We start from the raw sequence: 12,756 nt of genomic DNA, 5'->3' as shown, positions 1-12,756 counted from the left end.
TTTTTTGAAAAGGTCGTGGAGCGTGTTGCACGCGAAGCACCCGCCGTCAGCTTCGAATTGCTGCCGCTCGACGACGACCCCGATGAGCTTCTCCGGCGCGGTGACGTCGATTTTCTGATTTGTCCAGAATTGTTCATGTCGAGCGCGCATCCAAGAGCGGCGCTGTTCGACGACACGCTCGTGTGCGTAGGCTGCCCCACGAACAAGCAGCTGCCGCAGCAGCTTACATTCGAGAGATACATGTCGATGAGGCACGTTGCGGCCAAGTTCGGGCGGAAGCCCTCCGTCGAGGAGCGTTTTTTTCTTGAGCATGGCCTTAAGAGACGTGTCGAGGTCATCGTGCAGGCCTTCAGCATGATCCCGCCGATGGTCTCAGGCACAGATCGTATAGCGACCATGCCCTTCCGGCTGGTTCAGCATTTCAAAAAGACTTTCCCTCTGCGGATCGTCGAACTTCCCCTGCCACTACCCACGTTCACTGAGGCCGTCCAATGGCCCACCCTTCACAACAGTGATCCGGCAAGCACCTGGATGCGGCAGATAATGTTGCAGGAGGCATCCCGCATGTGAAGCCGCGGGCGCTCCTGGCGAACGGCACGCAAAAATTGAGTCTGACTCCAATTCGATGATTTTTGCATGACAGTGTGGTGCTGATTTCCGATGCTGATAGCCGGCAACACCAAAACCATGAAGTGGAAGAAGTACTTTTGCCGCAGGCTGTGCGAGTCTGAAGGTCTACCCTATGCACCGCGCCCAATTGCCGGGAATGCAATGATTTCAAAAGCTGATTCGGCCCGGAGGCATGGAAAAGCCGCCTCACACGGATCAAGCACGGGTTCGCCCTTGTATTTAATAGCCGTACGAGGCGAGCGGTCGACGGCGAGGCGGTCCGCTTCGGTCCGGCACTCTTAGCTTCTCTCGTCGGCACCATCATTCAAAACGCCGCCGCTGGTCGAAATCGACCGGACAACAACGTGCGATCGCGCGGAGACGATGGCTGCAACCGCCAAAAAATCGTGAGCAGGATCGGACCGCGCGGCTGATGCGATTGCATCTTTCGCCGTGCTGCACTGGCCTGTGTCAGGTGCTCTAGGGTTCGCAAATCGGTCCGAGCAAGAACACTGTCAGGGCAGCGAGGAACGAGGCAACGGCGCTGTGGGCAAAGGCACTAGCAACGCCGGTATTGTCCACCAGCAGTCCGCCGAAAATCGCGCCGGTGGCGATGGCACTTGGAACGTTGCGGCCATCAGCCCACCGGCGCTTTCGGCCTGCTCGGGAGCGGCGCGCAGCACCATGCATTTTCTGCAGTCCCACCGGCACCGCGCCGAAGGCAAGCCCCATACGGTACCGCAACCGCCGAGGCCCAGGCCGATGCTTCCAACGTCAGCAGCGAGACAGCGGCCATCGCTATGAGCAGGGGCGGCAGGGCCGCGACTGCCTTGAGGCTGTGCTCGGCCAAGATCCGCCGGCCAAATTGCCGAAGAAGCCGCCGATGACAATGGCGAGCAACACGAGCGAGATCGTCTCGATGTTGAGCGCGGGAACATTCTCAAGGAAGTCGCGGATATAGATGGAGCCGGCGAAGTGCCCGGAAGCGACCAGCAGGACGACCAAAATCGCGACTTTGATCATCGGATTCTTGGCCACATCCAGCAGACTGCGGAAGCTGGCCGCTCCAATCGGAGGCAGCCTCGGAAAAGCCGTGAGTTGCACTACCAGTGTAACGCGCCGAAGACTGCAGCGATCATGAAGGCGCTTCGCCACCCCCAGACGTCGCCGACATAGGCGCCGATTGGACCGACGGTACGCCGGTGAGGATAATCGACATGGCGCGCCGCAGGAGGTGACCTGGAACGAGCCGCATCGCCAACGCTGCCGACATCGACCAGAAGCCTCCGAGCGCTATTCCGAGCACGACGCGGGCGGTCAGAAGAACCGGCAGTGACCCCGCGACGGCACCAGGACCGTGCGCTGGCAATTGTGCCCTTCGGCATCGGGTTGCTGCAACCGATCTCGCACTTATGGGTCCTGCAAGGAGCGTGCTCGAGAATGTGGACCTCTACTCCGACTTGCTGACACTGACGGAGGGTGTCGGGGTCAACGTGGTCGGCCACATGCCCGGCGCCATGGCGGAGTGGTTCGGTGCTGAGCAAAGTCGCGGACGGCAAGGCGGACGCTCCCAGGGATTAACGCGGCTGGCGCAGGCAATGCGGGATTCCGTTGGCAGAAGGAGCTCAAACAGCTAATTCGCTCAAGCTTGCCACCACCGCAGCAGACGAATGGCATGCCGGTCGGCAGGGCCGTGCAGGCCCTGGTGTTCGAACCCTCCATTCACATCGCTAAGCAAAAGCATTCGCGTGCTTGCCAGCTCAACAGCACAGTCTCGGCGCTTTATCGGCCATGACGATCAGATTCGTTCGTCAGATCAGGGCAGCTTCAAGGGCCGTAACCGCACACACCCGCATTATCCGGCTCCCTCAGCTATGCTGCCGGCGATTGCAGCGCTAGAGCGCGGTAACTCAAGTTCGTTACAGCCCGCCGCTCAGCCCTCGAATTGACTTGCACCTGTCTTGGTCAACAGCAACCCATCGCACCAAACGTGGTCTACGCATCCCCACTCACAGGCGGCAGCCGCATCCGGAAAAAAACCACGTCCATTGAGATTTGCACTCGTGTTGCAGAGCAGCGAAATGCCCGTGAGTTTCTCATATTCTATCAGAAGTTCTGCAATTGGGTGTTCAGAAGTTCTCGAAACTGTCTGAAGTCGCGCAGTCCCGTCGAGATGGACGACCGCCGGGATTTTTTCTTTCCACTCCGAACGGGTTCGGTGATCGAACAGCATGTAAGGATCCGGCGTGCCGGGGTCAAACATGTCAGGTGCACGATCCTCCAAGCATATTGGCGCTACCGGTCGGAAGTGCTCTCGAACTTTGATTTTGTTGAGATGGTCCTTCATTTCCGGCGAAGTTGCGGCCGCCAGGATGCTTCTGGCTCCCAAAGCACGTGGACCAAGCTCTGCGCGACCTGCAAGGAACACCACAGGCTTGTTGTCGGCGAGCACGCTGGCAAGTTCTTTCAGGCTGCAAGCAGCAGATTGCCAACCAGGCGGAACCTTGCCATGGCTCACATTTGGCCCGCTGTAAACTGACCAGTCGAGATGCACGAAACCTTTGTCGGCGGCCAGCGCGCAGCAAGCGGCACCGATCGCCGATCCGCTGTCGTTTGGAAACGGAGGCACCCAGACTGCGTCGAACAAACCGCTCGCCCGAAGAGCGCTGTTCCATTTGATGTTCAGCCCGCATCCGCCGGCTATGCACAGGTTTCGGGTTTTGGGGACTGAGTACCCAAGCAGCGCCCTTGTCATCCCCTGGACGAGAAGACGCTCCACGAAGGCATGGAAGGAAGCAAGTATGTCCTCGGGCGTTTCGGGGATTAACCGCGACGCGCTTGCATCGAAGAAGTCGTGCACAGCCGTGAGTAACGCGTCTTCGCTGTGGCTGTTGTTCCCGTAGCCAAAAGCAAGGTCCGTATCCCAGGCAAAATGGTCGTCGTAAAGCTCCTGAAACACATTCACGATGTGTTCATGGACCACTCCGAGCGCAATATAGGCCATCAACTTGCCGGCGATACCGAGATTCCAGCCAGTCCGCAGTTCTTGCCTGTAAGGACCGAAATGTTGGCCCGCGGCCGCATAGGCATGGCCTATCATCGGAAACAGGCACCCAACAAATCGGACTCCACTTGGCTCGACGTAGTAAAGCCGCGGAAAGATGCAGCCGTCCCATACCAGACAAAATGCCGGTTCCTCTGCTTTGGCGAATGAGCTGGTGCAGTATGCGGAAGCTACGTGCCCAACAACATGCGGGTAGCTTTCATAAGAACATACCCCATTGTCGAGCATGAGACCGGAACCTTGATAGGCTGTCAGAGGATTTTCGGCGTACCGCTCCACATATGGCGCGCCGTTGAGAGTGATAGGGGAGCCGTTACTCAGAACTTGGAATTCTGACTGGATTTCACCGTCCCATCCGTCAATAACGAACCGGTCGATATCGCGCGGAGCAAGCCCGTTTTCCGCCAAAACGGCGGCGACCGTCTCAAGCCGCTCGATATGTTGGTATCGTGGGTTATTGTCGAGCTTCTCCTGCTCGATGCAAAAGACTAATCTGCCGTCTTCCACGACAGCGATTCCCCCGTCGTGCGTCAGCTTGATACCGCAAATGCGCATAGCAGATCCTTGTCGAGGTGACCTAGAGCAACCGCAGGAAACGGCTGGAAAACGTGGTCGTTGGTTTTGATGTCGCGCTATGCAGGATCATGAGGAACCGGTAAATTAGATTGTTTGGATGTGAGGCATTCGCGCGATGAATGATAAGGTCTGCCGCGTGATCTAAAACAAATGGCTGACACGCAAAAATCACCAGAATTGCGAGGCAGCGCTGTGCGGCACTGTAGAAGGCCTGGCCACCGCAAGCGCTGGGCAAGGATGTGCACGGTCACACATCACCCGCGCCACGGGAGGTGCCGCGCTCCCTCGGCACCGAGCGCGCGTGCTGAGCACGAAGGTTGTCGCGCTAGAAGAGAGCCTTCCTTGATCAAGCTACTCTTTAGGTCATCGACAAGATTTTCGATGGCGAGGGCAGCGCCCAAAAGGCCTATTCGGCTTTTTGAATCGCGCCGCCATGTTGGAGGAACAACCTCCGACAACCGATGGATCCCGCCTGCAGATCGGCAGCGGGACAGAGCGGCTAAGCGCGTGTGAGGTTAGCGCTGTCTCGGCTCACAGATGCAGTGTCGGCTCGGCAAAGAAGACGAGCTGGGCCCTATTGACGGATGATCGCCTTGGGGGGCGGAGAGATGACCGGCTTGCACAGATTTGAGAGGGCGGTCGTTGTTCAGGTTGGCCGCCACAGTTCTGAGCGTATCGTATTCGATGTCAACCAGGCGGCCGCTATCCTGATCCGTGCTCTTCATCATCGGACCGAGAAACGGAGGGTAGCGATGGACGCTTGTCTGCAAGTATTGCGTGGTGAGGCCCATCCACCAACTGCCCGAAGGGCTTTTGTGGCAGCCGCGCTTGAAGCAAAGATCCTGCGCAGCGATTGAATGCTGTTAGCGCATCAAGGCTTTGATGCTTCGAGTGGAAGTCGTCTGGCCTGCACACTCTTCCGGAGAAATGTAGGCGTTGGCGGCCCCGGACGCCTACCTCCCTCGCCGATAAGACGTTCTGCCAATCGAACACGTTGACGAGGACGTGATTGGCGTCGAGGCCTGTCGATCCATCGGTGATCAGCACGCCGCGCGCATTGTTCCCGATCAGATATGGAGAACATCTCGGCTAGTCATCGAAAGGGTCGGTGCGTACATTTTTCCCTCGGCAATATGAAGTCGCGCGGCTTACGATCCGACACCTGATCCTAGACGGTCCAGGACGCCGGCGAGCTGGCCCTTCGCCGCAGCGGAAAGCGGCTTGATTGGCCGTGGGGGCTCGGCGGAACAGATTTCGAGGAGCTCGGCGATTGCGTAGACGACGCGAAGGCTCGAGAACGTCTTGAAAAGCTCCCACACCGGGGCCAGGGTGGCGTCGATCCGGTGTGCTTCTGCGTGGTCGCCGTGCTGAGCGGCTCTGACCATCCTCAGGCAGGGGTCGGGCAAGATGCCACCGAGGACGCTGTACCATGTATCGGCGCCGGCGATCAGGGCCTCGGTGGCGTTCCAGTCGCCGCTGTAGCCGATCGAGAATCCTTTCGGCACAATTTTTTTCTGGTGCGCAAGTTGGCCTTTGATAGCATCGCCCCGGTCGGCTGAGTTTTTAATAGCGAGGATCTCAGGCAGCTGTCCCAGACGCTCGATGAGCGCTGGCGTGAAGCGAAAATGCGTGTTTGCAGGATTGTCGTAGATCACGATCGGCAGGCCGCTTTCGCGCGCCACTGTCGAAAAATGCTCGAAAACCTCGTCGTCAGTGAGCGGGGTGTAGGAAACAGCCGCGAGCAACCCCGCGGCTGCGCCAAGGGCCTTGGCATCGCTTGCATAGTGTACCGCTTCATCGGTGCGCAAAGCGCCCACGCCCACCACGAGCGGGACTCGTCCACGCGTCTCGTCCAGCGCCTGGCAAATCGCCCGGCGGCGTTCCGGGCGCGACAGATACATGTAGGTGCCGGTGCTACCGAGCAGGCCGATGGAACCACCTTTGCTGCGCAAAGCCGCGCTATCAGCTTTCGAAGCGCTAGGACATCGACGCCGCCGTCACTGTCGCTTGGCGTTATTGGGAAGGCCGAAAGGCCGCTCAGGAAAGCCATGCTGAAGCTCCCGTTGTTACATTGGGTGAAGCGTTGGGCATCAGACCCCGTCCAGCGCCTGCTCTAGATCCGCGATCAAATCGGCGGCGTCTTCGAGCCCTACCGACAGACGCATGAGGTCGTCGCCGACTCCGTCAGGCAAATGCGCGTCCTTGCGGATTGACTTGCGCGAGCGGGTCAGGCTTGCCGGATGATAGATGAGACTGTCAGCGTCGCCGAGGCTGACCGCCCTGATGATCAGCTTGAGCCGGTCCATCATACGGCGCGCGCCCTCGAACCCCGTTTGGAGGCCGAGAGCCAACATGCCCGAGCCTTGCGACATCTGTCTGCGCGCGATCTCATGGTCGGGATGAGAGCCGAGAAATGGATAGCTAACCCAAGCCACAGCCGGGTGCGCCTCGAGCGCCTGAGCGACCGCAAGCCCAGAGACACTGTGACGCTCCATACGCAACGTGAGTGTCTTCAACCCGCGCAAAATCAGGAACGCCGACATGGGCGAGAGCGCTGCCCCGGTGAGATAGCGCAGGCCAGTTTCGCGCAGCAGGTGCAGTGTTTTCGCATCGCCCAGTATCACACCGCCCAGAGCATCGCCATGGCCATTGATGTACTTGGTCAGCGAATGGATCACGATGTCGGCTCCGAGTTCCAGCGGACGCTGGAGGGCGGGCGAGGCGAAGGTGCTGTCGACGGCGACCTTCACGCCGCGAGAATGGGCGTGTTCGGCAATGGCAGCGATGTCGAGGATACGGCTCAGCGGGTTGATTGGCGTCTCGAAGAACACGAGCCGGGTCCTGTCAGTGATGGCGCCATTGAGATTGCTCGGATTCGACAGGTCGACGGCAACGACCTTGATGCCAAACTGCGGCAGCCCCTGCTCGACCATGGCGAGCGTATTCGAATAGAGTGTCTTGTGGACAATGAGTTCGTCACCTTGCGAAAGCAGCGAAAGGATCAGCGTGCCGAAGGCGGCGATCCCCGAGGCGAGTACCAGCCCAGCTTCGGCTCCTTCGAGATTGGCGAGCCGCTTTTCGAGGATCTCGGTGGTCGGGTTGTATTCGCGTGCGTAGAGCCTTCCGCCAAGCGCTGCGACGGCTTCGTTTGCTGCAACGCTTTCAAATCCATAGGTCGATGTAAGAAACACCGGCGTCTGAACGGAATTGGCAAAGCCGGCCGGATCGTAGCCATGATGGATTGCCCGGGTGGCGAATGCGAGACCGACGTCGTTCCGGGACGGCGTTGATGTTGCCTCGGCTTCAAGCTGATCTTCGGCGCTGGTCATCGGCTTTAACCCTCTTGATTTCGGGGACAATGCCGGCACACTAACTCAGATGGAACGTCCAGTTGGCGATGAAAGAAATGGTCCAGCCTTCTCCTGAAGCGTCGACAGCTCGCTCGCAAGGTCTCGGCGCGCGCCAGATCTGCGAAGCTCTTCGCGAGCAGATCTTGGGTGGGATCTATGAAACGGGCAGCCAGCTGCCGTCGTCACGCGGCCTCGCAAATGAACTCGGTGTGTCGCGAACCACGGTCACCGTGGCGTATGATCAGTTGGTCGCCGAAGGTTTCATCGAGGTCATTCAAGGCGCAAGACCTCGCGTTGCCTCTTCGCTAGTCCGAAGTAAAGAGACCAGCGCGGTGCCGAAACGGACTGGCCCGATCCACCTTTCCTGTTACGGCGAGCGACTGCGCGCCAGTCCGCCACGGCGCGATTACCTCCCCAACCGCCTCAAGGTCGATTTCCGTTATGGCGACCTCGCCCCATCTGATTTCCCGGCGCTGACGTGGAAGCGTGCGATGAACGCGGCGATGTCACAAAGCCCCGGAAGGCTGGCCTATCACGATCCACGCGGCTCGCATCGCTTGCGCCAGGCGCTGCAGGGATATTTGTGGCGTGCCCGAGCGCTTAGCTGCCAGGTCGAGCAGATCCTCGTCGTCAGCGGATCACAGCAGTGCCTCGATATGTGCGCGCGCCTGCTGCTCGATCCTTCTGACAGCTTCGTGATCGAGGATCCCTGCTATAAAATGGCGCGCCAAGTCTTTGCCAGCACAGGAGCCACGCCCGTCGCTGTCGCCGTCGATAGCGAGGGCATGAAGACCGAGCTGCTGCAGGAGATCCCAGCGCGGCTGGCCTATGTCACCCCGTCGCACCAGTTCCCGCTCGGCGCCGTCTTGTCGATTTCGCGGCGGTATCAGCTCCTCGAATGGGCTCGGCGCAATGACGCCTATATTATCGAGGACGATTACGATGGCGAGTACCGGTACGACATTCGACCGGTGCCCCCGCTGCATAAGCTGGAAGACCGCAGTTCCGTAATCTATGTTGGCACGATCTCCAAGACACTGTCGCCGATGCTGCGCATCGGCTACCTGGTGGTTCCGGCCGAGTTGCAAGACGTCTTTGCGATGGCCAAGCAGCTTCTCGACAGGCATTCTCCGGTCGCGGAACAGGAGGCCCTGGCCTCACTCATCGAGAGCGGTGGTTATGAAAGCCATGTGCGCCGCGTCCGCCGTCTTAACGGCGAGCGGCGAGAGGCACTGCTTGCCGTCCTTCGACGCGCGTTCGCAGACAGCATTGCCATCGAGGGGGCCGATGCAGGGCTGCATGTCGTCGTCTGGTTCAAGGATCTTTCTCGGTCGCTGGAGGACGTTCTGGTTGAAGAGGCGCGGCGGGTCGGGGTTGGCATCCATCCGATTTCATCGCTGTACATCCGAGATGAAGGCCGCGCTGACCGGATTGGACTGGTGATGGGCTATTCCGCCCTGACCATTCGGCAGATCGAGAACGGCGTTCGGCTCCTTACTGGAGCTATCCAAAGGGTAAGAAACTTTGCCCAAGAGTCGGCAAGATGCTCAATACCCGCCCTGACAGCGAGCGGGCCTGGCTCGTGACCCCAGAGTCGCGCCGGCATTGATCGCAGACTGAATCAGCAAGACTTGCCAGGACTGGCTCTGTCGGCCAGTCCTGGTCGACCTCGGGAAAGGAATTCTTGAGGATACTGTCAAATCCGGTGGAAGCAAGGCACCGTCGCGGCCGGCTTAAAGGAGGAAGCGTTGTTGGATTTTCCGCTGATCGACGAAGAAATAGCAGAGATCGCACCTGACTTTCGCGCAATCAGCATTCTTGTTGATGCAGAGGACAGTGCGCGAGGCGTCATGGCTCGGGACGTGTTGGGAGAGGCTTGCGATTTCGCCCGAGCGGGGGGACCGGCCTGGGGAGAAGCGCACTTGGCCAATTGGGCGGAGGCATACGTCCGGTTCGGCGCGAAACCAAACCGGACGCCGTGCTCGGCGCAGGCATTGAAAAAACGGGTGGAGAAGGATGGCCGCATCCCACCAATAAATCCTGTCGTTGACCTCTACAATGCAGTGAGCCTGCGTTTCTCAATACCCATTGGCGGCGAAAATTTCGATGCATATGTCGGCAAACCGCGGCTGACGATTGCCGTAGGAACGGAGTCCTTCCACACTGTTTTGAATGGGGAAGCGGTCGTCGAAAGTGCTTCCAAGGGGGAGGTCATCTGGCGCGACGATCTGGGAGCTACATGTCGCCGCTGGAACTGGCGGCAGGGCACGCGCACCCGGTTGGAGACCGTGGGCGGCCGCATGTGGTTTATTTTGGAAAGCTTGGCAGCGATGCCGGAAGAGGCGCTCGAGCAGGCGGCTAAGATGCTCGTGAGCGGTCTGAGAGAGCTGGCACCAGGGTGTAAGGTCTACAAGCAGGAAATCACCACCGCTAAAGCCTCAGTCGCTAGTCTCGACAGGCGGGTCGGTTGAGGAACGTGCCCGCCCCGATGATGATCGGTGCACTCGCAAGCAGTCTGCGTTCCTTTGCCAGCGGGTCTCCTGGGGCTGCGAAGGTCGATAGGAGGTAACGCCTCTGGCCATTTCGTACTCAGCAGGCCAGCGGAAGGTGCACCGCATTCCGAATCGACCCAGTGTAGCCACGGTCCAAAGATTGCGCACCTCTTCGGGTTGCTGCTTCGATCAATCTCGACGTCAGACGCTCCGGGGCGAGCTTCAGTCTTGGCACTCCGAGCCAGCATAACATCTCGTGGCGAAAAGCCGGATGGAATTCGGATCGAAGCGGTCGCGAGACATCTGCCATGCTTGGGCAGACTCGTGGCTCTCCGCCGAGGGGGATGCGGACGACGATTTATTTCCGCCTACCTCATCGACGTGTGTGATGACCACGGCAGTTGTGCCCGATCCGCCGTTGGCCGCGTACGCCTGCCGTGCGGCAGTGCTCGATCGCCGACATGACCTTGAGCTGCCGAGGCTGAGCTGGCCTGCATGCGCGACCTGATAGGCAGGCCGGGCAGCACGGAGCATATCGGCGATCTCGCTCGAGTCGCCGCACGCTCACCCGTCGGGCGAGCTCTCCGCCTCCTCGAAAGGCTAAGTTCTCGCGGACTGGCCTGCAGCATATCTGCGGGTTGAGCTTGCGTAGAGGGCCGTGTGTCGAGCTTGCGTCTCCCAGCAGGACCCGGGTAACTCCGACGTCGACGCCGGCCTCCAGGCGTGGCGAAGCTGTGACGCAGCGTGTGCCGGCCAGGCCCCTTGACGGTGTTGGCGCTTTTGCAGTCTCGGCGACAATCCGATGGATCTGCAGCGTCGGGTAATCGCGTGCTGCCCCGGGAACAGCCAGCCACCGCGGCGACGCCCTGCTGCCGCCCGACCTTCCATCAGTAGCGCAGTTGGCTGAGCCGGCCGGCCGACAGCATGGCATCACGGCACCGTGCGCCGTACCACGCTCGATCGGCAGCAGCATGCGCTCGTTGTGACCGTGGGCCATAATGCACTGGCCGCTCCTCCTTCCCTTGAACGAGCCGCACGAGATGCGCCATCTACGGGTAGGTGTCTTCAACAGCACCCCATCAGGGCCGCCAGCAAGGCTGCCCCTGATTCTATCTTTATCGCCGGCAACTCGATCGGGTAGCGCTACGCTGGCGACGGCGGGGCCACGGACGGTTGGGCTAAGCCAAGAGATGTCGGGGGGCAGAAGTCGTGGAGGGCCTCATTGTTGGACCTCCAAATTGTTAGCCCGATGATCCCCCGCCATGCCACTTCACCAACTGGACGGCTTCAATTGCAACGAACTGGCTGTTTCCAGAGGGCCAGATTGCAAGTATCTGACCTGCAACGCACACAAGGAGTTCCCCCGATGTACACCCCTCCGGCCTTCTGAGTTGATGATATTGATTTCCTGCGAGCGAGCATCCGCGCAGCGCCGCTGGCGAACTTCGTCACTGCCACGACCCAATGACTTTTCGCCTCGTCACTGCCCTTCTTGCTTGATGAAAGCGAGGGCGAGCACGGCGTGATCTGCGGCCAGCTCGCGAAGGCCAATCGGAAATGCCGTGTTCCGCTACTGAGCGATGGCTTGGTCATCTTCATGGGGCCGGATGCTTACGTCACCCGACGTGGTATGCGGCCAAACGGGAAACCGGGAAGGTTGTGCCGACCTGTAAGGGAGGCGCTATGATCGCGCTGGGCATCGGCCTCGCTACGAAGAAGCAGCCTGCCACATCAGTTTGGCTCCGGATCGGTTCAGCATCTTTCCGGGTTGGCGCCTACTCTGCGGAAGCAGCTGGATAGCCTCGATCGATCCTCGGTCGTTTCGCCTAGCAGATCAATGTTCTCAAGAGGCGCGGTAGTATCCGTTGCGTGAAAGTCGGCTCACAATGAAGCACAATCGTGTGAATAAAGAGCGGGTCAGTTCGATTGACTCGCCTTCCTATGCCGATCATTTCGGCCTTATAAATCAACAAACGGCAGAAGCCAGTCAGCCGAGAATGGCGGCCGCTTTCATGAAGGAAACCCACTCCGTGCGCCAGGCGCCACTTCGGTTTGCACTCGACCACATGGCGACGCCCGGGCTTGACGTCAGGACGTTCTTCGCGCTCGCCCGCGATCTCGGTCTGACCGACGTGCAAATCCGGAATAATCCCTGCAGTAAGGCTGTTGTGCGCGGCAAGCCGCCGGCGGATGTTCGGTCTGCCGCTGCCGAAGCGGGCGTCACGATCATCTCAGTCAACGCCCTACAGCGGTTCAACGAATGGACTCCCGCCCGCAAGGCCGAGGCCAGCAAGCTCGCCGATTATGCGGCCGCCTGTGGCGCCCAGGCGCTCATGCTGGTGCCGGTGAACGACGGTTCGTAGTCCGCCAACGGCGAGCGCAATGGCAATCTCCGCGTCGCCTTGAAGGCGCTCAAGCCGATACTTCAGTCGCGGGGTCTGATTGGGCTCGTCGAGCCGCTTGGCTTCCAGACCTCCTCGCTTCGGTCGAAGAACGAAGCGGCTAACGCTATTGCCTGGGTTGATGGCCAGTCCGTCTTCCGGCTTGTGCACGATACATTCCACCACACACTCGCCGGCGAGACGTCCTTCTTCTCTGGTTGCCGCCCTTGATGCAAGAAGCCTTCCAACCTGATGTGCCGGTGATCGAGTGCGTTCTTCTCTCA

Annotated in this window: 6 protein-coding genes and 5 pseudogenes; 7 read left to right on the top strand and 4 right to left on the bottom strand. The window is 59.8% G+C overall.

Going from position 1 to position 12,756, the window contains the following annotated elements; translation table 11 throughout:
- Together AC0L2Z_RS33915 and AC0L2Z_RS33910 are read left to right on the top strand one after the other, a co-directional pair.
- A partial coding sequence (locus AC0L2Z_RS33915; RefSeq protein WP_473630456.1) for a LysR substrate-binding domain-containing protein occupies positions 1 to 570 on the top strand: 570 nt, incomplete at its 5' end.
- Between the two features lie 84 nt (positions 571 to 654).
- Positions 655 to 788, top strand: a pseudogene (locus tag AC0L2Z_RS33910) (nitrogen fixation protein NifQ); the annotation flags it as partial.
- Between the two features lie 301 nt (positions 789 to 1,089).
- On the opposite strand, the pseudogene AC0L2Z_RS33905 reads toward AC0L2Z_RS33910, so the two are convergent.
- Together AC0L2Z_RS33905 and nodU are read right to left on the bottom strand one after the other, a co-directional pair.
- Positions 1,090 to 1,951, bottom strand: a pseudogene (locus AC0L2Z_RS33905) (MFS transporter); the annotation flags it as partial.
- Positions 1,952 to 2,542: 591 nt separating this feature from the next.
- Positions 2,543 to 4,228 (bottom strand): nodulation protein NodU, encoded by a 1,686-nt coding sequence (nodU, locus tag AC0L2Z_RS33900; RefSeq protein WP_473630455.1) that lies wholly within the window; start codon positions 4,226 to 4,228, stop codon positions 2,543 to 2,545.
- A 629-nt stretch (positions 4,229 to 4,857) separates the two neighbouring features.
- Between nodU and AC0L2Z_RS33895 the strand changes: the two genes are divergently transcribed.
- The gene (locus tag AC0L2Z_RS33895; protein WP_473630454.1) at positions 4,858 to 5,106 is read left to right on the top strand and encodes a DUF982 domain-containing protein; all 249 of its coding nucleotides are present in this window, start codon (positions 4,858 to 4,860) and stop codon (positions 5,104 to 5,106) included.
- A 291-nt stretch (positions 5,107 to 5,397) separates the two neighbouring features.
- On the opposite strand, the pseudogene AC0L2Z_RS33890 reads toward AC0L2Z_RS33895, so the two are convergent.
- Together AC0L2Z_RS33890 and AC0L2Z_RS33885 are read right to left on the bottom strand one after the other, a co-directional pair.
- A pseudogene (locus AC0L2Z_RS33890) lies at positions 5,398 to 6,299 on the bottom strand (dihydrodipicolinate synthase family protein).
- 40 nt (positions 6,300 to 6,339) lie between these two features.
- Positions 6,340 to 7,578 carry a trans-sulfuration enzyme family protein gene (locus AC0L2Z_RS33885; protein ID WP_473480650.1) on the bottom strand — a complete coding sequence of 413 codons (1,239 nt, stop codon included), beginning with the start codon at positions 7,576 to 7,578 and terminating at the stop codon, positions 6,340 to 6,342.
- A 68-nt stretch (positions 7,579 to 7,646) separates the two neighbouring features.
- Between AC0L2Z_RS33885 and pdxR the strand changes: the two genes are divergently transcribed.
- From pdxR to AC0L2Z_RS33865, 4 genes and pseudogenes are all read left to right on the top strand, one after another.
- Positions 7,647 to 9,185: a MocR-like pyridoxine biosynthesis transcription factor PdxR gene (pdxR, locus tag AC0L2Z_RS33880; protein WP_473480745.1), complete on the top strand. Its 1,539-nt coding sequence runs from the start codon at positions 7,647 to 7,649 to the stop codon at positions 9,183 to 9,185.
- Between the two features lie 162 nt (positions 9,186 to 9,347).
- The gene (locus AC0L2Z_RS33875) at positions 9,348 to 10,070 is read left to right on the top strand and encodes a B3/B4 domain-containing protein (protein ID WP_473480648.1); all 723 of its coding nucleotides are present in this window, start codon (positions 9,348 to 9,350) and stop codon (positions 10,068 to 10,070) included.
- A 1,420-nt stretch (positions 10,071 to 11,490) separates the two neighbouring features.
- Positions 11,491 to 11,759: pseudogene (locus AC0L2Z_RS33870) on the top strand (FMN-binding negative transcriptional regulator); the annotation flags it as partial.
- A 329-nt stretch (positions 11,760 to 12,088) separates the two neighbouring features.
- Positions 12,089 to 12,685 (top strand): annotated as a pseudogene (locus AC0L2Z_RS33865) (TIM barrel protein); the annotation flags it as partial.
- Positions 12,686 to 12,756: the final 71 nt, after the last annotated feature.

Source organism: Mesorhizobium sp. WSM4850 (assembly GCF_055811735.1).
The sequence above is the reverse complement of the archived record's forward strand: the minus strand, read 5'-3'. Positions and strand labels throughout refer to the sequence as shown.